The organism is Stenotrophomonas sp. GD03819 (genome assembly GCF_029841665.1).
Lineage (GTDB): Bacteria > Pseudomonadota > Gammaproteobacteria > Xanthomonadales > Xanthomonadaceae > Stenotrophomonas > Stenotrophomonas geniculata.
In genome coordinates this window covers 64,944-87,189 of sequence record NZ_JAOCEW010000006.1, presented here as the reverse complement: position 1 = coordinate 87,189, position 22,246 = coordinate 64,944, and the positions used below count along the sequence as shown (strand labels likewise).

Below are 22,246 nucleotides of genomic sequence, written 5' to 3'. Positions count from 1 at the left end.
TTCCGGCAGGCCCCAGCATCACGCGTTGCGATCGCGTTACGAACAGGAAAGGGGACGGAGGGGATTAAGTCGTTTCCAGCCCGACTGTGCCGAACACGACTTAATCCCCTCCGTCCCCTTTGTTTACTGACCCGCCTGGCGCTTGAGCCAGGTGTCGCGCTCGGCGGCCGGCACCGCGAGGAACGCGCTGCGAACCGTGTCGCGCTCCTGCGGCGGCGTGCGCTGCGCGACCAGGGTGAGCTGGGCCAGCTGCGCCGGGCTGAGCTGGCGCAGCACGGCCAGCGCGGCCTCGCGCTGTTGCGGCGGCACGAACCCGAACAGGCCGTGCAGCTTGGGGAACTCCAGGCCCAGCTGCGGGCCCAACCGCCAGCCTTCGCGGAACGCCTGGTCCTGCGCCTGGAATTGCTGGCGCAGGCGCTGCTGCTGGTCGGCTGGCAGTGCATTGAATCGCGCAGCGGCCTGACGGATCCGCTCGCGCTCGCCTTCCGGCAGGGCGCGCCAGGCCGCGTAATCGGCCCGACGCTGGCGCTGCTGCGGGGCGTCAAGCTGGGCGAACGCGGCGGGTGTCGTGCTTGTGGTGGCCGGGGCCGTAGCCGCCGGTGAACTGCCTGGCACTGGCGGCGGCAGCGGCACGTTCAAGGTCTGCGGCGCGGCGGACAGCGACAACGGCAGGGCCAGCAGCAGGCTGGCGAGCAGGGTCTTATTCATCGGCGGCAGCGGTTTCCAGCGTGGCACTGGCCGGCTCGGGCCGGCTCGGCTTGGATTGTGATTCGTCCACCGGCAGCGGGCCGCCAGCAGCGGTCCACGCATACAGATCAGCATCGGCCACCAGCGGATAGTCGCGGTCGGCCAGCATGGTGGCGTCGTCCGTAGCCTGCGCAGGGGTCGCGTCCGGCGTGGCGTTGACCTTGCTTGGCGGCAGTGCTTCCACCGTGACGGGGCCCGCCTCACCGACCACGCCTTCCGGCAGCGGTGCGTCGCTGCCAGACGAATGGCCCTGCCAATAGCGCCAGCCCAGCGCGGCTGCCAACAGCACAACCACGGTCACCAGCAGGATCAATGGACCGCGCCAGCGCGGCTTTGCATTCGAACGGCGGCGCTTGCCATTGGCAGTCGTGCGATCTTCACGCTGCGGCGCACGCCAGCCGGAGGTCGGGGCTTCATTGTTGGCCGCCGGCGCGGCCGGCTGCTGCAGCTGCTGCAGGCGTTTGGCGGGCAGGTCGCGGATGCGCAACTGCACCTGTTCGGCCAGCTGGCGCCAGGCCGAGGCATCGGGTTGGCCGTGCGCGTCACGCGGGCAGGCCTCGGCCAGCAGGTGCTGGTAGCCGGCTTCATCCTGGTCAAGCACGCGCATGGCGATACCTTCATCCAGGCTGCCGCCCACCCGCAGCAACAGCGCCAGGCGCGGCGACGGTCCCATCTCGCCCAGCGCGGCCAGCGGCGGTTCCCACTGGCCGCCCACCGGCTCGCGCAGCGCCTGGCGCTGGCCCAGCAGGGTCCAGAAGCGGGTCGGCCACTGCGCCATCGGCAGGTCACTGGCGACCGCGGCAAAGGCACGCATCACCGCCACCAGGGTCTGCTCGGCACGCGCGGCATCGCCGCACTGCAGCTCAGCCACCACCAGGGCGCGGCGCTCGACGCCACGCAGGAACGCCGACAGCGCGCCGGCCGCGGTCGAGGAAACAGGGGCGGGCACAGCCGTCATCGGTCACTCCAAAGGTCTGGGGGAATGATAGCGGCAGGCAATCGACGCCCGTAGGACTTGCGCCCACGGATACTTCGTGCTGCAGGTTGTGCACAGCACCACGCTCCCGGCGCGGGAAACTGCGGCATGCAGCTGAATTCACTCTGTTTCAGCAATGTTTCACACTTAAGTCCTTGATTTTGAATTCCTTTTAAGTATGGCGATTTTTTGACCAACCCAAGCGTGAGCTCGTCGCCATCGGCCTCCTGCGTTCCCGTCGACCGGTAACGCACAACGTTATCCACAGAACATGTGGATAAGCCTGAATCTCCAATGGACACCGATATTTAGGTGACATTTATGATTCAACGGGCGCCGCTCCGCCGTCTCCCACCCCGCCATTCGGGCGCGCATGGCCCGGTACACTGGCCCGATGCTTTCACCGATTCCGACCTTGCAGGTCGCCCTGCCCGTCCCCCTGCCCCGCCTGTTCGACTACCTGTCGCCGGAGGGCGATGGCCCCACGGTTGCGGTCGGCTGCCGCTTGAAGGTGCCGTTCGGCAACCGCGAGCTGGTCGGGGTGGTGGTGGGGCACGGCCAGACCGACGACGGCCAGGGACTGCGCCAGGCGTTGGCCTGGTGCGACCCGCAGCCGCTGCTGCAGGGGGAGCTGTGGCAGAGCCTGCAATGGCTGGCGCGTTACACCCACGCACCGCTGGGCGAAGTCCTCAGCACCGCCCTGCCCGGCCCACTGCGCCATGGCGACACCCTGCCTGACACCCATCACTGGGGCTGGCAGCTGACCCCCGAAGGCCATGCCCAGCGCGGGAAGCTGCGCGCCGGCAGCCGCCCGCGACAGTTGGCAGAACTGCTGGCCGAAGCCGTCGTGGACGAGGACGTGCTGGGCGAACGCATGGAGGACTGGCGGACCGCCGCGCGCAGCCTGGCCAAGCGTGCGCTGGCCGAGCGCGTGGCGATGACGGTGGCACCGCAGCATGCGCAGCCACTGCCCGGCCCCACGCTCAACCCGGACCAGGCCGAGGCCGTGGCCGCGATCAACGCTGCCGAAGGCTTCCAACCCTTCCTGCTGGATGGCGTGACCGGCAGCGGCAAGACCGAGGTCTACCTGCAGGCCATCATCCACTGCCTGGCACAGGGCAGGCAGGCGCTGGTGCTGGTGCCGGAAATCGGCCTGACCCCGCAGACCCTGGCACGCTTCCGCGGCCGCCTCGGCATCGCCGTGCATGCACTGCATTCGGGGTTGAACGACAACGAACGCGCGCGCGTCTGGGCTGCGGCTTCGCGTGGCGAGGCACAGGTCATCGTCGGCACCCGCTCGGCGGTGTTCACGCCATTGCCGCAGGCCGGGCTGCTGATCATCGACGAGGAACACGACGGCAGCTACAAGCAGCAGGACGGCATCCGCTATCACGCGCGCGATTTCGCTCTGGTGCGCGCCAAGGCGCTGGGCATTCCGGTGCTGCTCGGCAGTGCCACCCCTTCGCTGGAAACGCTGCACAACGCCTATGCCGGGCGCTACACCCACCTGCGCCTGAAGCAGCGTGCCGGTGATGCGCGGCCACCGCGCGTGCGCATCCTCGATGTGCGCAAGCGGCCGCTCCACGATGGCCTCTCGGCTGATGTGCTGGCCGGCATCGGCGAGCACCTGCAGCGCGGCCAGCAGGTGCTGGTGTTCAAGAACCGCCGTGGCTACGCGCCGGTACTGCTGTGCCACGACTGCGGCTGGACCGCGCCGTGCAACCGCTGCGATGCACCGATGACCGTGCATGGCGGCGGCCGTCGCCTGCAGTGCCATCACTGCGGCGCGCGGCAACCGGCGCCGCTGGCATGCCCGGCCTGCGGCAGCCTGGCGCTGCAGCCGCAGGGCATCGGTACCGAACGCCTGGAAGAGCATCTCACCGCGGCCTTCGCCGATTTCCCGGTGGTGCGCATCGACCGCGGTACCACGTCGCGACGTGACGCGCTGGAACAGCAGCTGGCGAAGCTGGGCGACCAGCCCGGCATCCTGGTCGGCACGCAGATCCTGGCCAAGGGCCACGACCTGCCGAAGCTGACCCTGGTAGTGGTGGTCGGCATCGACGAGGGCCTGTTCTCGGCCGATTTCCGCGCCAGCGAGAAGCTGGCGCAGCAGCTGATCCAGGTGGCGGGCCGTGCGGGCCGTGCACGTGATCCCGGGGAGGTCTGGCTGCAGACCCATCACCCCGGGCACCCGTTGCTGGAAACCCTGGTGAGTGGTGGCTACCACCCGTTCGCGCAAGCCGAGTTGAACCAGCGACAGGCCGCCGGATTCCCGCCGTTCGCGCATCTGGCGCTGATGCGCGCCGAGGCGCAGCAGGTGGAGCATGCCAATGCATTCCTGCTGGCAGCGCGGCAGCTGCTGGGCGAGCAGAACGTGGTGGAGGCGTATGGGCCGATGCCGGCGCCGATGCCGCGGCGGGCCGGTTACCAACGCACGCAACTGCTGCTGTCTGCCGTGCAGCGGCCGCCATTGCACGGCGTGCTCGGGCAACTGGTTCCGCAGCTGTATGCGCTGCCGGAAGCACGCAAGGTGCGCTGGTCGCTGGATGTGGATCCGACGGACCTGTATTGATCCGGTCGGTGCTGCCGGGCATGGCTCGGCACTACGGTAGAGCCGAGCCATGCTCGGCTGCTTCTCTTTCCAGGAAAAGACCCGGCCCCGCTTACGTCAGCGGCGACATCACGCCGCGCTGGTAGGCCGGCCGCTCGCGCAGGCGGGCATACCAGTCGGCCAGGTGCGGCAGTTCCGGGCGCTGGATCGGCAGTTCGAACCAGGCATAGATCAGCGAGCCCAGCGGGATGTCACCCATCGCGAATTTCTCACCCGACAGCCACGGCTGTTTGGCCAGCGTGGCATCGGCCATCGCCAGGTAGTCACCGGCACGCACGATGGCGGCATTGATGCGCGATTCGTCACGGTCGGCCGGGGCGGTGCGCATGATGCCCCAGATCAGGTCGGTGTACAGCGGCGCCATCCGCGAGGTGCTCCAGTCCATCCACTTCTCGGCCTGGGCACGCTCCATCGGGTCTTCGGCGTATAGGATGCCCAGCGCGTAGCGGGCGCTCAGGTAGCGCACGATGGCGTTCGATTCCCACAGCGGCAGGCCGTGGTCTTCGATCACCGGCACCAGGCTGTTGGGATTCATCGCCTGGTACTCCGGCGTCTGCGTGCCGCCGTGGCTGCCACCGACTTCGATGGATTCATACGGCAGGCCGATCTCCTCGGCGCACCACAGCACCTTGCGGACGTTACTGGAATTGCGGCGGCCCCAGATCTTCAACATGCGGATTTTCCTTGCTGGCAATGCGAGCGGCAACGATACGCCTGATCGGTGCGGGTGTGTGCGTGCAGGATGACTGCATCGGGCTTCCGCCGGGCATGGTCCGGGCGTTACCGGTTCTTCTTCGGCAACGCGCGCACGTAGGACGACTTGCCATCCTTCTTCAGCTCGAACAGGCCGATGGCCGCCAGCAGGTCGCTGAGCTTGCCGTAGCCATAGTTGCGCGGGTCAAAGGAGGCCTGGTTGCCGATCTGGCTGCCGACCGGGCCCAGGTGCGACCAGCCATCCTCGCCTTCTGCCGAGGACACCGCACGGCGCAGCATCTTCACAAGCCGCGTGTCGCTGCGCATTTCCGCGCCGCTCTTGCGCGGGCGCGCATCGTCATTGGCCACCGGCTCGTTCGGTGCCTGTTCGTTCGATGACTGCTCTGCATCCTGCACGCTGGCGTGGGTCTGGCCCAGCGCTTCCAGATAGGTGAACTTCGAGCACGCGTTGACGAACGGTTCCGGCGTTTTCTTCTCGCCAAAACCATACACCTTCACGCCATCGGTCAGCAGGCGCATCACCATCGGGGTGAAATCGGCATCGCTGGAGACGATGGCGAAACCATCGAGGTTGCGCGCGTACAGCAGATCCATGGCGTCGATCACCATCGCCATGTCCGAGGCGTTCTTGCCCTTGCTGTAGGCGAACTGCTGGATCGGACGGATCGCGTACTCGTGCAGCACCGCCTCCCAGCCCTTCAAACGCGGACTCTTCCAGTTGCCATAGGCGCGGCGTACGTTGGCCACACCGTAGCGGGCGACTTCGGCCAGGACCTCGTCGATCTTGGAGGCCGGCGCGTTGTCGGCGTCGATCAACAGGGCGATGCGCTTTTCCGGTTCGCTCATGGGCTCCTCACGGGCCGTTGCCTGAACCTGAGTATCGCCGATCCACGCGGGCGCTGACGTGACAGGGGGCCATCATGCGAAGATGCCAGGCGCTTCCCCCAATGCCCCCACTGGAGTAAGTCGATGAGTCGCGAGCGCGTTCCCCACCTGGTTGTTGTCGGCGGCGGTTTTGCCGGTCTCTGGGCCACCCGTGCCCTGGCCCGCGAGCGCATACGCATCACCCTGGTCGACCGCCGCAACCATCACCTCTTCCAGCCGCTGCTGTACCAGGTGGCCACCGCCGGCCTGTCCGCCCCGGATATCGCCGCACCGCTGCGCCACATCCTCGGCCACCAGCGCAATGTGGAAGTCCGCCTCGGCGAAGTGGTGGCCATCGACAAGCAGGCCCGGCAGATCCGCATGGCCGATGGCAGCACGCTGGACTACGACAGCCTGCTGCTGGCCACCGGCGCCACCCACGCCTACTTCGGCAACGACCAATGGGCCGATGATGCGCCCGGGCTGAAGACGCTGGACGATGCCATCGCGCTGCGCCGCAAGCTGCTGCTGGCGTTCGAGCGCGCCGAGGCCGAACCGGACCCGGCGAAGAAGGCCGCATGGTTGAGCTTCGCCGTGGTTGGCGGTGGACCTACCGGCGTCGAACTGGCCGGCACGCTGGCCGAGATCGCGCGCCATACCCTGCGCAACGAGTTCCGCCACATCGACCCGGCCAGCGCCAAGGTGCGGCTGGTCGAAGCCGGGCCGCGCGTACTGTCCTCGTTCCCGGAAGTGCTTTCGCTGAAGGCGCGCCGGCAGCTGGAAAAGCTGGGCGTGGAAGTGCTGACCGGCACCCCGGTGAGCGACATCGACAGCCAGGGCTTCAGGCTCGGCGATCAGTTCGTGCCGGCACGCACGGTGGTGTGGGCCGCCGGTGTGGCCGCTTCACCGCTGGCGCGCACGCTGGAGGTGCCGCTGGACCGCGCCGGGCGCGTGCAGGTGCAACCCGACCTCACCCTGTCTGGCCACCCGGAACTGTTCGTGGCTGGCGATCTGGCCGTATTGAACCAGGCCAACGGCAAGCCGGTGCCTGGCGTGGCGCCCGCGGCCAAGCAGATGGGCAAGTACGTGGCCGAGGTGATCCGCGCGCGCCTGCACGGCAAGCCCGAACCCGGCCCGTTCAAGTACGCAGACTTCGGCAACCTGGCCACGATCGGCCGCATGGCTGCGATCGTGCACCTGGGCCGGCTGCAGCTGTCCGGTGTGCTGGCGTGGTGGTTCTGGCTGGCCGCGCACGTGTTCTTCCTGATCGGCTTCCGCAACCGCATCGTGGTGCTGCTGAACTGGGCCGTGGCGTACTGGAGCTACCAGCGCAGCGCGCGCATCATCTTCGGTGATGACCAGGACGACCGGCGACCGAAGCGCTAGGGCCGCACGCATGCTCCTGTAGCGCCGAGCCATGCTCGGCTGCACTTCGCGCGGTTTGCAGAAGCCGAGCATGGGCTCGGCTCTACGGCGCCTTCGGTTTCGGGTACCACAGTGCGTTGACGATTACCCAGCGCTGGTCGAAGCGCCCCATGTGGAAGTAGTCGACAAACCACGGCGTTTCCAGCCGCACCGACGCCGCGTTGCCGGTCACGTCCAGCACCGTGCAGCGGCGGTCCCATTGATCCTTCGGGGTCTTCAACGCGCCCTGCTTCGTCAGCGAGACCAGTTCTTCCTTCGACATACGGCGCAGGCCCAGGCGTTCGTCAGGTGTATCGCCGAGCACAGCGCGCTTGGCCAGGTCCGGGTGCAGGGAGCGGGCGACGCGCTGCGGGTCGGCTTCCAGCTGGCCATCGACATAGTCGTGGCAGGTGGTTTCGATGGCCGCGAGGGTGGCCGGGTCGGCGGCGGGGCTCGTTGCTGCGGAAAGAGCGAACAGCAGGGCGATCGTGGACATCCGGGTCTCCAGCGCTGAGGGCTGGGCGATCATGGCATGTGCAAGCCGCATCCACGCATGGCGTGGATCTACTGTAGAGCCGGGCCCATGCTCGGCTTCACCATCAGGCAGCAGCAACAACAGCCGAGCGTGGGCTCGGCTCTACAGAAGCGCGGGATCCGGTGCCTGCAGCCAGGCCAGCTTGCGTTCGCGCGGCTGCTGCTTGAGCTGCCATTCGGCCCGTGACGCGGCGGCCCGGTCCGGGTACTTGCGCACGGCCAGCACGCGCAGCGGTGGCCGCGCCCGGGTGTAGCGCGCGCCCTTGCCGGCCTGGTGGGCGGCGAAACGCGCGTCCACGTCGGTGCTGATGCCAGCGTAATAGCTGCCGTCGCGGCATTCGAGCAGGTACAGGAACCAGGGGCGGAGGGACGGGGCCATGCCCGGATTATGCCGTGCTGCACTGCAGCGGATATACTGGCACCCGAATGCAGGAGAGAGGCGCCGCGCTGGCGCCCGCCGAAGGCGCAGGCTCCCATGATCGCTCAGGCCGGTGGGCTGGAATCCCACCAACCATGCATTCGACTCGCCGAGCTGGAGAGAGGTCACCGGGCACGCCCGGGACGATCCGCCGAAGGGGCACGCGGCCTACGCCGCTGAACTCTCAGGCAAAAGGACAGCGGGAGCGGCACCGGTCATCGTCATCCCGTCATTGCGCAGGCAGTGGCGGTAGTCGCGCATGGCCGGCCCCACCGCGCCCGGAGCCTGTCCCATGCTGCTGTCCATCATCTACCTGATTGCCATTTCCGCCGAGGCCATGACTGGCGCACTGTCCGCAGGCCGCCGCCGCATGGACCTGTTCGGTGTGGTCATGATCGCCTGCGTCACCGCCCTCGGCGGCGGATCACTGCGCGACATCCTGCTCGGCCACTATCCGCTGGGCTGGGTGAAGCATCCCGAGTACCTGGGCTTCACCGTATGCGCGGCGCTGATCGCCACCTGGGTCGCACGTTGGATGCACCACTTCCGCCGCACCTTCCTGGTGCTCGACGGCCTGGGCCTGATCGCCTTCACCCTGATCGGCTGCTCGATCGCGCGCGAGGCCGGCCATGCCATGCCCATCGTGCTGATTGCCGGCATGCTGACCGGCGCGTTCGGCGGCGTGCTGCGCGACATCCTCTGCAACGAGGTACCACTCATCTTCCAGAAGGAGCTGTACGCGATCATCGCGCTGCTGACCGGCGCGGCCTACCTGTTGCTGCTGCACTGGGGCGTGGCCGATGCCACCGCAATCCTGTGCTGCCTCGGCGGCGGCTTCGCGCTGCGCCTGCTGGCGATTCACTACCGCTGGGAAATGCCGAAGTTCGTGTACCACGACGAAGTGCATTGAAGTTCGCGTTCTCCACGTCGCCCAGCGCTTGTTGCCGTGTTGCGTTGGGACGCTGTCTCCAGCGCCGCGGCGCCCATCTGGTCCCTCAGTGGCGGACCACGAATCCCCCCGAGCGCCCACTGGACGGCGCCCGCAGCTCTTCATCGAATGCATCCTTGATCGCGTTGATCGCCGCGCCGCGGTCCATCCCGCCACTCACGACCAGAGCATCTGCGACATGCTGGGCGACGTCTGCCAGGATGCGTCCCCACGCATGCTCCTCTCGAATGCCAGGACGATCGCCATACAGGCCAACGTTCAGCGAAGCATGCAATCCCCGTTCGGCAATCCACACGCGGATCATCTCGATGGAATCCTCATCGCGCTGTGCGGCTTCTGGAATGATCAGTTCTTTCATGGCTGCGGCCACCAAACAGGAAGTGGCATTGTGACGTGACCTGGAGCGTACGTGGAGCGGATCTTCTACAAAGCCCCGCGCTTCGCGGGCTCGACGCTACATGAAGGCCCCATCCATCGTTCTCACCACCCCGGCGATGTACCTGGCGCTGTCGCTCATGCGCAGCGCCAGGCGCATCGCCGGTGCAGATGGGCCGGTCTCCAACTCCGACCGGCCCTGATCGCGGCCGCACCCCCGCAGGCGCTGGCCGCCATCCACACACGTGCCGCACTCAAGCGGCTTCGGACACCTTTACGTCGCGACGGGCGCGCACGGCCGCAGCCAGTCGCTCCAGCACCGTCACGGTGGTGTCCCAGTCGATGCAGCCATCGGTGATGCTCTGCCCGTAGACCAGTGGCTGGCCTTCCACCAGTTCCTGGCGACCACCAACCAGATGGCTCTCGATCATCACGCCAACGATGCGCTGTTCGCCGTCTTCCAGCTGAACGGCGATGTCGTCGATCACCTTCGGCTGGTTCTCCGGATTCTTCAGGCTGTTGGCATGGCTGGCGTCGATCATCAGGCGCGCTGGCAGCTTGGCCTTGGCCAGCACCTGGCAGGCCTCGGCGACGCTGCCCGCATCGTAGTTCGGCTGCTTGCCGCCGCGCAGGATCACATGGCAGTCGGGGTTGCCGGTGGTCGACACGATGGCGGTGCCGCCCTGCTTGGTGACCGACAGGAAGTGATGCGGATTGGACGCAGCACCCACCGCGTCAGCGGCGATCTTCACGTTGCCATCGGTGCCATTCTTGAAGCCGACCGGGCACGACAACCCCGAGGCCAGCTCGCGATGCACCTGGCTTTCAGTGGTGCGTGCGCCGATCGCGCCCCATGCCACCAGGTCGGCGATGTACTGCGGCGAGATCACGTCAAGGAACTCGACACCGGCCGGCAGGCCCAGCTTGTTGATGTCGCGCAGCAGGCCGCGTGCGATGCGCAGGCCCTTGTCGATCCTGAAGCTGCCGTCCAGGTCCGGATCGTTGATCAGGCCCTTCCAGCCCACCGTGGTGCGCGGCTTCTCGAAGTACACGCGCATGACGATTTCCAGTTCACCGGCCAGCGCGTCGCGCAGCGGCTTCAGGCGCTGGGCGTACTCGATGGCGGCCTTCGGGTCGTGGATCGAGCACGGGCCTACCACCACTGCCAGGCGGTCGTCGCGGCCATGCAGGATCTGGTGCAGGGCCGCGCGCGAGGCGCTGACGGTGTCGGAGGCTTCATCGTCACAGGGCAGCATCGCCAGCAGCTGGGCAGGCGGTGTCAGCGGTTCGATGGTGCGGATACGCAGGTCGTCGGTGTGCGGGGGCATTGCGGGAGATCTCCGGAACGTTGGGGGTCCCCAGCGTGGCGGCATGAAAAAAGCCGCCAGGTTCGCTGGCGGCTTTCGGGAATGCGTCTGAAGCTTTCTTCAGGGTGAGCGCAGTCCTTCCTCCGCCAGTGGCTTCGGAAAGTAATACCAGTAAAAGCGGGTGGCGGCTGCGTTCATGGGATCTATTGATAACACAGCTTTTGCGCAGTGCAAAATGTTTCATACGCAACTGGGGACGCGGTTCAGCGAGATGCGCGCCAGCCCGGCCTACGCGGCGGCAACCACGCAACGTTGCTCATTTGCCATGCACTTCCACGTCCAGCAGCAGGCCCTCATGGATGTCGACCCAGCGTTCCAGCACGCGATCCAGTTCCTGCCGGGCCTCGTCCAGCTGCTCGGGGTTGAGCAGGGAACGCGCGGTGTAGAGGTCGGAAACCAACCGCCGCAGGGCCGATTCCTGGATGGCCACCGACGGCCCCTCCAGCCCCGGCAACTGCAACGCCGGGCAGTCGCCAAGAGGGCCGAACAGCGTGACCTGGAGCGTGCTCTGCATGATCGACTTCCCTGCGGATGGACATGGGCAATGTCCTGTTTACCGCGTCCGGGTGACAGGCGCATGTGCCACCCATGCCGAGGACCGGGATCTGCCGGCGTCTGCCGCCCCGCTACAAGGAGGCCAGGTCGGCCAAGTGCTGGGCCATGCTGTCCATCGCGCCTACCGCATGGGTGGTGGTGAAGTACTCATGCCAGCCGGTAGCGGCAATGCCAGCCACCAGCGCATCGACCTCCTCGCGGCTCGCGCAGCGCCAGACCGCATAGAACTGTTCATCGCTGCTATGCGGTACGTCCCTGGCAATGCGGCCCATCGCCAGCGGCGTGATGCGGGCTGGATCGAACTGCTGCATGCCGGCGCCAATACGGGCGAAGAAGGCATTCCGCTGCTCGGGCGGCAGTGTGGTCCAGGCCGGCGTGGCGGTATAGAGCTCGATGAAGGTGTGCGACATGGTGGTTCTTCCTTGAGGTTGACGGGGTTGCGGGTTTGTCGGCCAGCATCCGGCACTACCGGAGCGAGCGCAGTGCGCGTTTGCGGATGTAGGCGTTGGCGTCGCTGTGGCGCTCGTGCTGCCAACGCGTGCACAGCACGCGCAGCCACTTCGGCTGAGTCTTGCCGGCATCATTGAGCCAGTTGCCGACCGAATCCTGCACGTAGCGTTCCGGGTCGTCAGCCAGTGCTTCCAGCATCGGCAATGCATGTCCAGGGTGCTGCTTGAACAGCGCGATATGTGTGGCCCAGACACCGCGCGGACGCAGTGCTTCGCAGGCGAAGCGGCGCAGGTACGGCGAAGTTTCCTGTGTCCACGGTTGCAGGTACTCAAGCGCCTGCATCGGCGCGGCAACGATGTTCATGCGTAGCGCCAGCCACGCCCATTCGCGCACACCGAAGTGTGGATCATCGGCCAGCGCGCGCATCTGCTGCAGCTTCTCTGCCAACGTCGCGGGGACATCGCTGCCGATCAGATAGCAGGCCCAGCCGCGCACGGTGTCGGACGCATGGTCCTGCCATTGCACGGGATCACCCTGCCCCGCCTCACGCAGCAGTTGCGCAGCCAAGGCCATGCGCAGTGTGATGCCCTTGCCTGAGGCATCCTGCATGCGTTGCAGCGCTTCCGGTGCAAGCGCAGGCGCCACCACCTGCAGCAGCGCGGCGAAATCCACTGCCAGGCATTCGGCCAGATGGGTGGTGGGGGCATGGCCGGTGTTGAGTGCATGCAGCCGTTGCGCCGCGATCGCCGGGCTCATGCTGCACGTTCTCGTCCAGCATCGGTGTGCTGCCAGACCTTGTGCAGCAACTGCGACAGCTGTTGCTGTTCATCCGTATCCAACCCATTGAACAGGCCACCGATCCATTGCGTGTGCTGCTCGAACAACGTCCCAGCCAGGCGCGTTCCCTGCGCAGTCAACACGATCTGGAGGCGACGGCCATCTTCGGCATCGCTGCGCCGCTGCAGCAGGCCTTCGCGTTGCAGGCCATCGAGCAGGCCGCTGATGGTGGCGCGGGTCACGCCGGCGCGCTCGGCCAGTTCGTGCGGGGGCAACGTGCCGCCGGCGCCATGCAGCAGGAACAGCACGATGAAGCGGGCTTCACTGAGCCCGTGCGGTGCGAGACGGGTGGCGCAGTCGCGGTCGATGGCGGTGGACAGGGAAAGCAGCTGGAAGCACAGTCGCAGCTGCGCGATGTTGGCTTGCCCGCGTCGCTGCGCCTCATCCATCAGGGCATGGTGCTTGGGTTCGATCATCCTATGAAAGACGCATGATTAGGCGCCTAATCATAAATCGGGACATCTGATCCAGGCAAGCCGGGAAGGCGTTTCAGCAAGCGCTTCCCAGCAGCAGGCGCGCGATCAGTCCACCACCCTCCCGGTGCAGCAGCTGCAGTTCGCCCGCATGCCGCCGCGCCACGTTGGCGGCGACCGCCAGGCCCAGCCCGGCCCCACCCGTGGCGCGGCTGCGTGAGCTCTCGCTGCGCTGGAAGGGCTGCAGCAGGCGGGTGCGGTCGGCCTCATCGATGCCTGGACCGCGATCCATCACGTCAAGGTGCGCCACGTTGCCGCACACGGCTGCCCGCAGTTGTACCGCCCCCGCGTAGCGATCGGCGTTGTCGATGAGATTGTCGATCGCCCGTCGCAGCAGTAGCGCATCCCCCTGCCACCGCAACGTATCCGGCCCGTCGAAGGAGATGTCGATGCCCCGCAGCAGTGCGCTCTGCACGCACTCCTCCAGCAACACGGCCAGATCCAGCGGATGCATCTGCAAGGGCTGCAGCTCACCACGCGCGTAGTCGAGAACCTGCTCGATCATCGCGTCCATGCGCTCGATGTCGGCCACCATCCGCGCCGCCTGTTGCGGTGGCGCGAACTCCGCACGCAGGCGCAGGCCGGTCAACGGTGTGCGCAGATCATGCGCGACGGCGGCCAGCATGCGGGTCATCTCCTGCGCCTGTTCGTGCAGCCGCTCGCGCCCGGCACTGATCGCGCGGGCCAGAACCTGCACCTCGCACGGACCATCGTCCGGAAGCGGTGTACTGGCCTGCAGGTCCACGTTGGCGCTGGCCTCGGCCAGCCGCCGCAGGGGCCGGCCGAGGCGGATTGACGCCCATGCCGCCAGTGGTGCCAGCAGCACGGTTCCTGCCACCAGCGCCAGCACGACCTGCCGGCGCCATGCCGCCAGATCGCTGTGGTCGCTGCCCACCACCTGCCACCGACCATCTGCCTGGCGCACTGCCAGTTCGAACGGCGTCCACTGCATTGCGGTCAGCACCGCGACCTGTGCCTGCAACGCGTCCGCGCGCGCTTTGGCGTCAAGCACGGCCCCGCCTTCGATGACCTGCACCTCCGGCGCCTTGCTCCGCCTGCCCCAGACCAGCTTCACATGCTCCAGCGGCTGGCGCAGCTGCGCGGCAACCAGGTGGGTGAGCCAGTCATTGCTGGTGCCCTCCGGCGCAGACGCGCGGGTTTCGAGATGCAGGCCCAGCGCCGCGGCCGACCGTTCACCGCGCAATACCTGAATGGCTTGGTCCAGGCGCATCGGCGGCGGTGGCGGCCGCGGCATCCAGCCGACCACCGCCACACTGACCAAGGTGGCCAGCACCAGGCTTGCCAGCGCCAGCATCGCGATCCAGCGCGCGGTGGACCAGCGCGCCCTCACAGCACCTGCACCTCAGCGTCGAAGCGATAGCCTTCGCCGCGCAGCGTCTGTACCAGTGCCTCGGCACCCGGTGCGGCGTGGCCCAGCTTGCGTCGAAGGCGACTGATCGCCAGATCAACGGCGCGGTCGACGCTCTCGCTGTCCTCACCGCGGGTCAGGGACATCAGCTGCTCGCGCCCCAACACGCGCCCGGCGCGCTCGGCCAGCGCCAGCAGCAGAGCGAACTCGCCGCGGCTGAGCGCCAGTTCGCTGCCATCGGGTGCAAGCAGGCGGCGCTGATCGGGCAGCAATCGCCAGCCGGAAAAGCGCAGCTCGCTGGCCACCTGGGTACGCAGCTTGTCCTGGCGGCGTAGCAGGGCGCGGACCCGCGCCAGCAGTTCGCGTGGGTCGAAGGGCTTGGCCAGATAGTCATCGGCTCCCATTTCCAGACCGATCACCCGGTCCGGCGCTGTTCCCATCGCCGACAGCATCAGGATGGGGATGGCCCGCGCCTGTAGCCGGCGGCACACCGACAGGCCGTCCTCGCCGGGCATCATCCAGTCGAGCACGATCAGGTCCGGACGTTCGACTTGCAGCAGCACATCCAGCGCCGCCGCGTCGGCAGCCACTCGCACGTGGTAGCCATGCAGCAGCAGGCAGTCGGCAATGGCATCACGGATGCTGGCATCGTCATCGACAACGATGACCCGGGCGGGAGTGTTCATGCGGCCAGTATCGTGCAGGCGTGTATCAGGACGGTATCAACACCGATGTTCCGGTGATACGCCGCTGCGCGCCAATGGACCTCCGCATTCACTCTGGAGTTTCCTGTGCGCCTCACCTTGCTGCCCCTGTTTGCTGCCGCCTTCCCCACGCTGGCCGCCGACACCCCCGAACATGTGCTGCCGATGTGGATGCAGGGCGGCCACCCGACGGTAGCGCTCTCGCTGGATGGTCAAGCCGAGCCGCTGCGCTTCGTGGTCGACAGTGCAGCCGGGGCCACGCTCATCGATGGGCGTGTGGCACGCCGCTACGGCCTGGTCGATGGAAAGGCCGACGTTTCCACTGCCCAAGGCGCCAGTGCCTCGGGGGCACAGCTGAGGCGCACGCGCACTACCACCTGGCAGCTGGGTAGCTGGCAGCTGCGGGCCAGCGCACTGCAGGCTGATCTGGGGTCACTGTCCGGGGGCGACGACCCTGCCATCGACGGCCTCGTCGGCAACGACCTGACCGCGCGCTGGGACACCCGCTGGGACTTCGCTCGAGGTGAGCTATCGCTGTCGAGGACCGGCACTCTCCGCTTCGACGATGACAGCTGCCAGGCCAACGCGCTGCAGGACCGCACTGAAGGCCTGCGCGATTTTGGATTCATCACCCTCACCTTGGACGGAACGAACGTCGCCGCTGTTGCCGTGGTCGATACCGGCGCGGCGCAGACCGTACTCAACAATGCCGCCGCGCACGCGCTCGGGTTGCGTACTGATGGAAGCGATCCCCGCCTGCGCAAGCGAAGCAAGGGCACCGAAGGCCTCGGCGGCAAGCCGCACCCGACCTGGCTGTACACCCTGCCCGGCATGCGCAGCACCGCCTGGCAGCACCCGGCCATGGAGGTCAGGATCAGCGAGCTGCCCGTGTTCAAGGCCATTGGCCTGGACACCCGCCCGGCTCTGATCCTTGGCGCCGATGCCATGCGTGGCGGCCAGGTCGACATCAGCACAGGTGCCGCGCGGATCTGCCTGCGCCGCCAAGCGGCCACGTGACCCTGGGGCCATGACGTGTGCGGCGGGCCGGCGTAGCATCGCGCCACGTCCCACCAGGAGGTTCACGCATGCGCCGTGCTGCCCTGTTGTTGCTGACGCTGTTCCCGCTGGCCGTGCTGGCCGCGCCGCCCCCGTTACCCACCCCGGCCCACATCGACGCCGAAGCCCATCGCTTGATGCATGCCGCCCACGCGCGCGGCATGGCGCTGGCGGTGATAGATGGCGGCAGGGTGGTGCATGTGGCCGCCTACGGCGAGCGAAATGCCGCAGGCGAACCGCTGCGCACCGATACCGTGATGTACGCCGCGTCGCTGACCAAGATGGCGTTCGGCCATCTGGTCGCACAGTTGGCGCAGGACCGGAGGATCGAGCTGGATGCCAGCATTGCTGCGGCGCTGGACACGCCCCTGCCGGAATATCCGCCGGAGCCGAAGAAGTACGCCGACTACCGTGTGCTGGCCGACGATGCGCGCTGGCGCCAGCTCACCCCGCGCCTGCTGCTCAACCATTCCAGTGGCTTTGCCAACTTCGGCTTCCTGGAGCCCGATGGGCGCCTGAAGTTCCACTTTGATCCGGGTAGTCGATATGGGTATTCCGGAGAGGGACTGATCCTGCTGCAGTTCGTGATCGAACGCGGGCGGCTGGGCGAGGATGTGGGCGCGTTGATGCAGCAGCGGGTGTTCGACCGCTTCGGCATGACCCGCACCAGCATGATGTGGCGCGAGGATTTCGTCGCCAACCTGGCCGATGGCTGGACGGCGGAAGGTGTGGCCGAACCGCATGATGAGCGCAGCCGCGTACGTGCGGCAGGGTCCATGGATACCACCATTGCCGACATGGCCCGCTTCGCCGCCGGTTACGTGCGTGGCGACGGGCTATCCGCACCGATGCGCAGGGAGCTGGTGCGGCCGCAGCTGCCCATCACCACGGCCAGCCAGTTCCCCACCCTGCAACCGGAGTTGCCGAAGGCGCAGCAACGCAAGGACCTGGCGGCAGGTCTGGGCGTGGTGACGTTTCTCGGCCCGCAGGGCGCAGGCTTCTACAAGGGCGGCCACGACGATGCAGTGGGCAACACGCTGGTATGCGTGGAGCAGCACCAGCGCTGCGTGGTGATCCTGGGCAACGATGTGCGGGCAGAGGCGGCCTTCCCGGCCCTGGTAGCGTTTGTGCTGGGCGACACCGGCGTGCCGTGGCAGTGGGAGTACGGCGCGGCGAAGGCGTTCGTCAGATGATCGAAGCGTTGCCGTTGCACACAGGTCCCGCAGTCGTGCAGCATGCAGACACGGACGCAATGCAGGAGACAGGATGAATCGCCCAGAGATCGATGCCATTGCCGAAGCGGTGTTGCAGCCGGATGCACGGCGCCTGCGCATCGCCGCACGCCATCGCCAGGCTGCACATCGGCAGCGGCGGCAGCGGGTGGGCGCCGGCGCCAGCCTGATCGGCATGGCGGCGGGCCTGCTGCTTGCGCCGATCACGGAGCTGCCGTGGGTACAGGGCATGATCGCGGGTGGCGCGCTGGCCCTGCTGGCGGCCCACCTGTGGCTGCAGCGGCGCGAGGGCCGCGCGTAGATACCCGCCTGGGAGCGGTATCCACGCATGGCGTGGATCTGATTCGATTCCGACCGGCCCCAAAAAAAACCCCGCCTTCCGGCGGGGTTTTTCATTGCATCGGTAACGCGGGGACTTAGAAGTCCATGCCGCCCATGCCACCCATGCCACCCATGCCACCGGCGCCGCCCATGGCCGGCTCGTCCTTCTTCGGAGCTTCGGCAACCATGGCTTCGGTCGTGATCATCAGGCCAGCGATCGAGGCTGCGTTCTGCAGCGCCGAACGGGTCACCTTGGTCGGGTCCAGGATGCCGAACTGCAGCATGTCGCCGAACTCGCCGGTGGCGGCGTTGTAGCCGAAGCTGCCGGTGCCTTCCTTGACCTTGTTGATGATGACCGACGGCTCGTCACCGGCGTTGGCAACGATCTCGCGCAGCGGGGCTTCCATCGCACGCAGGGCGATCTGGATGCCGTGGTTCTGGTCTTCGTTGGCGCCCTTCAGGCCGGCCAGCGCGGTGATCGCGCGGACCAGCGCAACGCCGCCGCCCGGAACCACGCCTTCTTCAACGGCCGCACGGGTGGCGTGCAGGGCGTCGTCGACGCGATCCTTCTTTTCCTTCATTTCGATTTCGGTCGAGGCGCCGACCTTGATCACGGCAACACCGCCGGCCAGCTTGGCCACGCGTTCCTGCAGCTTCTCGCGGTCGTAATCCGAAGAGGTGTCCTGGATCTGGGTCTTGATCTGCGCCACGCGTGCATCAACGTTGGCCTTGTCGCCGACGCCGTCGATGATGGTGGTGTTCTCCTTGGAGACCTGCACCTTCTTGGCGCGGCCCAGGTCCTTGATGGTGGCCTTCTCGAGCGACAGGCCGACTTCTTCGGAGATCACGGTGCCGCCGGTCAGCACGGCCATGTCTTCCAGCATCGCCTTGCGACGGTCGCCGAAGCCCGGCGCCTTGACGGCCACGACCTTGACGATGCCACGGATGGTGTTGACGACCAGGGTGGCCAGCGCTTCGCCTTCAACTTCCTCGGCCACGATCAGCAGCGGCTTGCCGGCCTTGGCGACGCCTTCCAGCACCGGCAGCAGGTCGCGGACGTTGGAGATCTTCTTGTCGTGCAGCAGGATGAACGGGTCATCCAGGTCAGCGGTCTGCGACTGCTGGTTGTTGATGAAGTAAGGCGACAGGTAGCCGCGGTCGAACTGCATGCCCTTGACCACGTCCAGCTCGTTGTCCAGGCCCGAGCCTTCTTCAACGGTGATGACGCCTTCCTTGCCGACTTCCTTCATCGCGTCAGCGATGATCTGGCCGATCGACTCGTCCGAGTTGGCCGAGATGGTACCGACCTGGGCGATCGCCTTGTCGTCGGCGGTCGGCTTGGAGATGTTCTTCAGCTCGGCCACGGCGGCCGAAACGGCCTTGTCGATACCGCGCTTGAGGTCCATCGGGTTCATGCCGGCGGCCACAGCCTTGGCGCCTTCGCGGATCAGGGCCTGGGCCAGCACGGTGGCGGTGGTGGTGCCGTCGCCCGCGTCGTCGTTGGTGCGGGAAGCAACTTCCTTCACCATCTGCGCGCCCATGTTCTCGAACTTGTCAGCCAGTTCGATTTCCTTGGCGACGGAGACGCCGTCCTTGGTGATGGTCGGCGCGCCGAAGCTCTTTTCCAGCACGACGTTGCGGCCCTTCGGGCCCAGGGTGGCCTTGACGGCATTGGCGAGAACGTTGACGCCGCGCACCATGCGCGAACGGGCGTCTTCACCGAAACGAATATCCTTGGCAGCCATTGCGATTACCTCGATGTTTGCGCCGGGCCGGGCCCGGCGACGAAAAGGGATGTCTTACAGAAAAGCAGGTCGCGCCGAGGCTCAGCCGATGATGGCGAGCACGTCGTCTTCGCGCAGGACCTTGTACTCGACGCCTTCGCTCTTGTACGAGCTGCCGGCGTACTGGCCGTAGATGACCTTGTCGCCAACCTTCAGCGACGGCGCGCGCACGTTGCCGTTGTCCAGCGGCTTGCCCGGGCCGACGGCCACAACTTCACCCTTGGTGGACTTTTCCTTGGCCGAGTCGGGGATGACGATGCCACCGGCGGAGATTTCGTCGGCTTCGATCGGCTTGACCACAACGCGGTCGTGCAGCGGCTTGATGCTCATGAGAGACCTCTTAAGTTATTGATTGGTCTGAAAAAGTCCGGCGATGTTAGCAGTCACACCAGGCGAGTGCCAGCAACGCGCGTGAAAAAGCCCGACAAGTCGGGAGCACGACAGAGATGGAGACCTCCACAGGCCTTTCAAGGGCCGATCCCGAAATTTTTCTCGGGACCGGGAAACCTGCCTCCCTGCGTGGACGCCTGTATAGGGATGCAGTGCGGCAAGCCAAGGGGGCAAGGGGTGCTATTTAGTGATAGATGTCCCACTGTCAGATATCTGACGTTCATTTACGACAAAGTGTCACTGGATCGGCCTTAGGCTCGGCCGCGCATTCCCAATCACAAGGAGTAGTCGATGCGATTGCTGTCCCCGCTTGCCGCCGCCTGCCTGCTGGCGCTGGCCGCCGCGCCGGCCCAGGCCGAGGTCTTCATCAACGAACTGCATTACGACGACAGCACCGCCGCCGGTGACGTCGGCGAAGCCATCGAAGTGGTCGCTACCGCGGGCGAGGACCTGTCCGGCTACCGCCTCTACCTCTACAACGGCAGCAATCCTTCGGCCGCCACGGTCTACGCCAACAACCCGGTTCCGGCCGGCACCGCCGCCGGTTGCGGCAGCGCCACCCTGGCCGTGGTCAGCTACCCGACCAACGGCCTCCAGAACGGCCCGAACGACGGCATCGCCCTGGTCGATGCCAGCGGCAAGGTGGTCCAGTTCCTCAGCTACGAGGGCGCCATCACCGCCTCCGGTGGCCCTGCCGCCGGCATGACCAGCCAGAACATCCCGGTGGCCGAGACCAACAGCACCGCGCCGGGCACCTCGCTGCAGCTGACCGGCAGCGGCAGCCAATACGCCCACTTCACCTGGGCCGAATCGGCCGGGCAGACGTTTGGCAGCTGCAACAACGGCCAGACCTTCAGCGGCGGCGGCACCCCGGGCCCGAACACGCCGCCGTCGGTCTCCACCACCACCCCGGCACAGGGCAGCAGCACCTTCCCGGCCGCGGCCGATCTAGAAGTGGTGTTCAGCGAAACCGTGAACCTGGCCAGTGGCGCATTCGCGCTGAGCTGCGGCACCTCCGGCAGCGTGCCGCTGACCTTCCCGGCCAGCGGCCGCAGCGTGAAACTGTCCACCAACACCGCGCTGGTGGCCGGTGAAGCCTGCCGCTTCGATATCCGCGCCGCGCGCATCACCGACCTGCAGGGCGCGCATCCGGCGGCCGACAGCCGCATCGCGTTCACCGTGGCCAGCACCGGCGGCAACCCCGACCCGGGCAATCCGGGTGTACCGGCCGGCTATTACTCAAAGGTCAACACCAGCAGCCCCAGCCAGCTGCGCTGCTCGCTGCACGCCACCATAAAGGGCCATACCGCCTATCCGTACAGCGGCTCGGGCACCAGCACCTGGACCATCCTGGAAATCGCCGACGAGGATCCGAACAATTCCGGCAGGATCCTGGATGCGTATCGCAACCGCAGCTACGCCAAGGTGACCGACCGCGCCGGCAGCGGCAGTGGCCTGAAGTACAACCGCGAGCACACCTGGCCGAACTCGCTGGGCTTTGCCAGCACCACCGGCGACAAGGGCCTGCCGTACGCGCCGTACACCGACACCCACATGCTGTACCTGACCGATGCGCAGTGGAACGCCGACCGTGGCAACAAGCCGTTCGGCAAGTGCGACGCCAACTGCGGCGAGCGCGCCACCGAGGCCAACAACGGCCAGGGCGGCGGCAGCGGCGGTTACCCGGGCAACTCCAACTGGGTACGCACGCCGGACGGCAACACCGGCACCTTCGAGGTGTGGGGCAAGCGCAAGGGCGACATGGCGCGTGCGGTGCTGTACATGGCCATCCGCTACGAGGGCGGCAAGGATGCAGCCACCGGCCAGTCCGAGCCGGACCTGGAGCTGACCGACGACCGCAGCAAGATCGTCAAGACCAGCAGTTCGCCGGCCTACATGGGCCTGCTGTCCACGCTGATCGACTGGCACCTGTCCGATCCGCCGGATGATGCCGAACGTGCGCGCAATGACGTGATCTACAGCTTCCAGGGCAACCGCAATCCGTTCATCGACCACCCCGAGTGGGCGACCCCGGGCCTGTTCACCTCGGCCAAGCCGGCTACCTGCCATCTGGCCAACTGACCGCGCAACGCAGCGGTCCACTGCCGCCGCCGGG

Annotated in this window: 23 protein-coding genes and 2 riboswitches; of the genes, 7 read left to right on the top strand and 16 right to left on the bottom strand. The window is 67.0% G+C overall.

Translation table 11 applies throughout. The annotated features are described in order from the left end of the window. Window positions 1-123: 123 nt before the first annotated feature. Both N5D45_RS05415 and N5D45_RS05410 read right to left on the bottom strand, forming a co-directional pair. Window positions 124-708, bottom strand: coding sequence for a DUF3106 domain-containing protein (locus N5D45_RS05415; RefSeq protein ID WP_010481155.1), 585 nt, complete (start codon window positions 706-708; stop codon window positions 124-126). After that, entirely contained in the window at window positions 701-1,705 is a 1,005-nt protein-coding gene (locus N5D45_RS05410) for a hypothetical protein (protein ID WP_057504206.1), read from the bottom strand. The genes N5D45_RS05415 and N5D45_RS05410 overlap by 8 nt, the downstream gene beginning before the upstream one ends. A 412-nt stretch (window positions 1,706-2,117) precedes the next feature. Here N5D45_RS05410 and N5D45_RS05405 point away from each other — a divergent pair, with 412 nt between their 5' ends. Then, window positions 2,118-4,295: a primosomal protein N' gene (locus tag N5D45_RS05405; protein ID WP_164192997.1), complete on the top strand. Its 2,178-nt coding sequence runs from the start codon at window positions 2,118-2,120 to the stop codon at window positions 4,293-4,295. 91 nt (window positions 4,296-4,386) lie between these two features. Here N5D45_RS05405 and N5D45_RS05400 read toward each other — a convergent pair whose 3' ends face one another. Both N5D45_RS05400 and N5D45_RS05395 read right to left on the bottom strand, forming a co-directional pair. Then, on the bottom strand, window positions 4,387-5,007 hold the full coding sequence (locus tag N5D45_RS05400) for a glutathione S-transferase (protein WP_279938529.1): 621 nt from the start codon (window positions 5,005-5,007) through the stop codon (window positions 4,387-4,389). Window positions 5,008-5,114: 107 nt separating this feature from the next. After that, a complete protein-coding gene (locus tag N5D45_RS05395) occupies window positions 5,115-5,894 on the bottom strand; it encodes an NYN domain-containing protein (RefSeq protein WP_046984251.1) in 780 nt (259 codons plus the stop codon). 123 nt (window positions 5,895-6,017) lie between these two features. Between N5D45_RS05395 and N5D45_RS05390 the strand changes: the two genes are divergently transcribed. Beyond that, complete coding sequence (locus tag N5D45_RS05390) at window positions 6,018-7,298, top strand: NAD(P)/FAD-dependent oxidoreductase (RefSeq protein ID WP_049452933.1); 1,281 nt, start codon at window positions 6,018-6,020, stop codon at window positions 7,296-7,298. An 82-nt stretch (window positions 7,299-7,380) separates the two neighbouring features. Here N5D45_RS05390 and N5D45_RS05385 read toward each other — a convergent pair whose 3' ends face one another. Further along, window positions 7,381-7,812 (bottom strand): nuclear transport factor 2 family protein, encoded by a 432-nt coding sequence (locus N5D45_RS05385; RefSeq protein WP_057504204.1) that lies wholly within the window; start codon window positions 7,810-7,812, stop codon window positions 7,381-7,383. 141 nt (window positions 7,813-7,953) lie between these two features. Then, window positions 7,954-8,229, bottom strand: a complete 276-nt coding sequence (locus tag N5D45_RS05380; protein ID WP_057504203.1) for a GIY-YIG nuclease family protein — start codon at window positions 8,227-8,229, stop codon at window positions 7,954-7,956. Between the two features lie 40 nt (window positions 8,230-8,269). Then, a riboswitch (glycine riboswitch) is annotated at window positions 8,270-8,359 on the top strand. A 13-nt stretch (window positions 8,360-8,372) separates the two neighbouring features. Next, a riboswitch (glycine riboswitch) is annotated at window positions 8,373-8,476 on the top strand. Window positions 8,477-8,560: 84 nt separating this feature from the next. On the opposite strand from N5D45_RS05380, the gene N5D45_RS05375 reads away from it, so the two are divergent. Further along, entirely contained in the window at window positions 8,561-9,178 is a 618-nt protein-coding gene (locus tag N5D45_RS05375) for a trimeric intracellular cation channel family protein (protein WP_005411215.1), read from the top strand. An 85-nt stretch (window positions 9,179-9,263) separates the two neighbouring features. Here N5D45_RS05375 and N5D45_RS05370 read toward each other — a convergent pair whose 3' ends face one another. From N5D45_RS05370 to N5D45_RS05335, 8 genes are all read right to left on the bottom strand, one after another. Beyond that, window positions 9,264-9,575 carry a DUF5076 domain-containing protein gene (locus N5D45_RS05370; protein ID WP_010481144.1) on the bottom strand — a complete coding sequence of 104 codons (312 nt, stop codon included), beginning with the start codon at window positions 9,573-9,575 and terminating at the stop codon, window positions 9,264-9,266. A gap of 271 nt (window positions 9,576-9,846) precedes the next feature. After that, window positions 9,847-10,920 carry a 3-deoxy-7-phosphoheptulonate synthase gene (locus N5D45_RS05365; protein ID WP_010481143.1) on the bottom strand — a complete coding sequence of 358 codons (1,074 nt, stop codon included), beginning with the start codon at window positions 10,918-10,920 and terminating at the stop codon, window positions 9,847-9,849. Between the two features lie 295 nt (window positions 10,921-11,215). Beyond that, a complete protein-coding gene (locus N5D45_RS05360; protein ID WP_049413052.1) occupies window positions 11,216-11,473 on the bottom strand; it encodes a hypothetical protein in 258 nt (85 codons plus the stop codon). Between the two features lie 112 nt (window positions 11,474-11,585). Continuing rightward, the gene (locus N5D45_RS05355) at window positions 11,586-11,924 is read right to left on the bottom strand and encodes a DUF6616 family protein (RefSeq protein ID WP_057504202.1); all 339 of its coding nucleotides are present in this window, start codon (window positions 11,922-11,924) and stop codon (window positions 11,586-11,588) included. A gap of 55 nt (window positions 11,925-11,979) precedes the next feature. Next, the gene (locus N5D45_RS05350; protein ID WP_057504201.1) at window positions 11,980-12,720 is read right to left on the bottom strand and encodes a DNA alkylation repair protein; all 741 of its coding nucleotides are present in this window, start codon (window positions 12,718-12,720) and stop codon (window positions 11,980-11,982) included. Next, window positions 12,717-13,217, bottom strand: coding sequence for a MarR family transcriptional regulator (locus N5D45_RS05345; protein ID WP_049413049.1), 501 nt, complete (start codon window positions 13,215-13,217; stop codon window positions 12,717-12,719). The genes N5D45_RS05350 and N5D45_RS05345 overlap by 4 nt, the downstream gene beginning before the upstream one ends. Before the next feature lie 73 nt (window positions 13,218-13,290). Further along, window positions 13,291-14,589 carry an ATP-binding protein gene (locus tag N5D45_RS05340; RefSeq protein WP_049413048.1) on the bottom strand — a complete coding sequence of 433 codons (1,299 nt, stop codon included), beginning with the start codon at window positions 14,587-14,589 and terminating at the stop codon, window positions 13,291-13,293. A 32-nt stretch (window positions 14,590-14,621) separates the two neighbouring features. Continuing rightward, complete coding sequence (locus N5D45_RS05335; RefSeq protein WP_049413046.1) at window positions 14,622-15,329, bottom strand: response regulator transcription factor; 708 nt, start codon at window positions 15,327-15,329, stop codon at window positions 14,622-14,624. A gap of 105 nt (window positions 15,330-15,434) precedes the next feature. Here N5D45_RS05335 and N5D45_RS05330 point away from each other — a divergent pair, with 105 nt between their 5' ends. The 3 genes from N5D45_RS05330 to N5D45_RS05320 all read left to right on the top strand — a co-directional run bounded on the left by N5D45_RS05330 (window position 15,435) and on the right by N5D45_RS05320 (window position 17,936). Continuing rightward, window positions 15,435-16,364: an aspartyl protease family protein gene (locus tag N5D45_RS05330; protein WP_049413044.1), complete on the top strand. Its 930-nt coding sequence runs from the start codon at window positions 15,435-15,437 to the stop codon at window positions 16,362-16,364. A gap of 68 nt (window positions 16,365-16,432) precedes the next feature. Continuing rightward, entirely contained in the window at window positions 16,433-17,596 is a 1,164-nt protein-coding gene (locus tag N5D45_RS05325) for a serine hydrolase (protein WP_279938528.1), read from the top strand. Window positions 17,597-17,669: 73 nt separating this feature from the next. Continuing rightward, a complete protein-coding gene (locus N5D45_RS05320; protein ID WP_049413040.1) occupies window positions 17,670-17,936 on the top strand; it encodes a hypothetical protein in 267 nt (88 codons plus the stop codon). 115 nt (window positions 17,937-18,051) lie between these two features. Here the strand turns inward: N5D45_RS05320 and groL are convergent, their stop codons facing one another. Together groL and N5D45_RS05310 are read right to left on the bottom strand one after the other, a co-directional pair. Further along, entirely contained in the window at window positions 18,052-19,701 is a 1,650-nt protein-coding gene (groL, locus tag N5D45_RS05315; protein ID WP_005411226.1) for a chaperonin GroEL, read from the bottom strand. A gap of 81 nt (window positions 19,702-19,782) precedes the next feature. Then, window positions 19,783-20,070, bottom strand: coding sequence for a co-chaperone GroES (locus N5D45_RS05310; RefSeq protein ID WP_019338944.1), 288 nt, complete (start codon window positions 20,068-20,070; stop codon window positions 19,783-19,785). Window positions 20,071-20,421: 351 nt separating this feature from the next. Between N5D45_RS05310 and N5D45_RS05305 the strand changes: the two genes are divergently transcribed. After that, a complete protein-coding gene (locus N5D45_RS05305; RefSeq protein WP_057504198.1) occupies window positions 20,422-22,212 on the top strand; it encodes an endonuclease in 1,791 nt (596 codons plus the stop codon). Window positions 22,213-22,246: the final 34 nt, after the last annotated feature.

Excerpts from the sequence above, each read along its gene's own strand:
- N5D45_RS05355 (WP_057504202.1), bottom strand. The coding sequence starts at position 11,924 with ATGTCGCACACCTTCATCGAGCTCTATACCGCCACGCCGGCCTGGACC.
- N5D45_RS05360 (WP_049413052.1), bottom strand. The coding sequence starts at position 11,473 with ATGCAGAGCACGCTCCAGGTCACGCTGTTCGGCCCTCTTGGCGACTGC.
- N5D45_RS05350 (WP_057504201.1), bottom strand. The coding sequence starts at position 12,720 with ATGAGCCCGGCGATCGCGGCGCAACGGCTGCATGCACTCAACACCGGC.
- N5D45_RS05305 (WP_057504198.1), top strand. The coding sequence starts at position 20,422 with ATGCGATTGCTGTCCCCGCTTGCCGCCGCCTGCCTGCTGGCGCTGGCC.
- N5D45_RS05365 (WP_010481143.1), bottom strand. The coding sequence starts at position 10,920 with ATGCCCCCGCACACCGACGACCTGCGTATCCGCACCATCGAACCGCTG.
- groL (WP_005411226.1), bottom strand. The coding sequence starts at position 19,701 with ATGGCTGCCAAGGATATTCGTTTCGGTGAAGACGCCCGTTCGCGCATG.
- N5D45_RS05310 (WP_019338944.1), bottom strand. The coding sequence starts at position 20,070 with ATGAGCATCAAGCCGCTGCACGACCGCGTTGTGGTCAAGCCGATCGAA.
- N5D45_RS05385 (WP_057504204.1), bottom strand. The coding sequence starts at position 7,812 with ATGTCCACGATCGCCCTGCTGTTCGCTCTTTCCGCAGCAACGAGCCCC.
- N5D45_RS05325 (WP_279938528.1), top strand. The coding sequence starts at position 16,433 with ATGCGCCGTGCTGCCCTGTTGTTGCTGACGCTGTTCCCGCTGGCCGTG.
- N5D45_RS05320 (WP_049413040.1), top strand. The coding sequence starts at position 17,670 with ATGAATCGCCCAGAGATCGATGCCATTGCCGAAGCGGTGTTGCAGCCG.
- N5D45_RS05400 (WP_279938529.1), bottom strand. The coding sequence starts at position 5,007 with ATGTTGAAGATCTGGGGCCGCCGCAATTCCAGTAACGTCCGCAAGGTG.
- N5D45_RS05405 (WP_164192997.1), top strand. The coding sequence starts at position 2,118 with ATGCTTTCACCGATTCCGACCTTGCAGGTCGCCCTGCCCGTCCCCCTG.
- N5D45_RS05410 (WP_057504206.1), bottom strand. The coding sequence starts at position 1,705 with ATGACGGCTGTGCCCGCCCCTGTTTCCTCGACCGCGGCCGGCGCGCTG.
- N5D45_RS05340 (WP_049413048.1), bottom strand. The coding sequence starts at position 14,589 with ATGCTGGCGCTGGCAAGCCTGGTGCTGGCCACCTTGGTCAGTGTGGCG.
- N5D45_RS05380 (WP_057504203.1), bottom strand. The coding sequence starts at position 8,229 with ATGGCCCCGTCCCTCCGCCCCTGGTTCCTGTACCTGCTCGAATGCCGC.
- N5D45_RS05370 (WP_010481144.1), bottom strand. The coding sequence starts at position 9,575 with ATGAAAGAACTGATCATTCCAGAAGCCGCACAGCGCGATGAGGATTCC.
- N5D45_RS05375 (WP_005411215.1), top strand. The coding sequence starts at position 8,561 with ATGCTGCTGTCCATCATCTACCTGATTGCCATTTCCGCCGAGGCCATG.
- N5D45_RS05390 (WP_049452933.1), top strand. The coding sequence starts at position 6,018 with ATGAGTCGCGAGCGCGTTCCCCACCTGGTTGTTGTCGGCGGCGGTTTT.
- N5D45_RS05415 (WP_010481155.1), bottom strand. The coding sequence starts at position 708 with ATGAATAAGACCCTGCTCGCCAGCCTGCTGCTGGCCCTGCCGTTGTCG.
- N5D45_RS05345 (WP_049413049.1), bottom strand. The coding sequence starts at position 13,217 with ATGATCGAACCCAAGCACCATGCCCTGATGGATGAGGCGCAGCGACGC.
- N5D45_RS05395 (WP_046984251.1), bottom strand. The coding sequence starts at position 5,894 with ATGAGCGAACCGGAAAAGCGCATCGCCCTGTTGATCGACGCCGACAAC.
- N5D45_RS05335 (WP_049413046.1), bottom strand. The coding sequence starts at position 15,329 with ATGAACACTCCCGCCCGGGTCATCGTTGTCGATGACGATGCCAGCATC.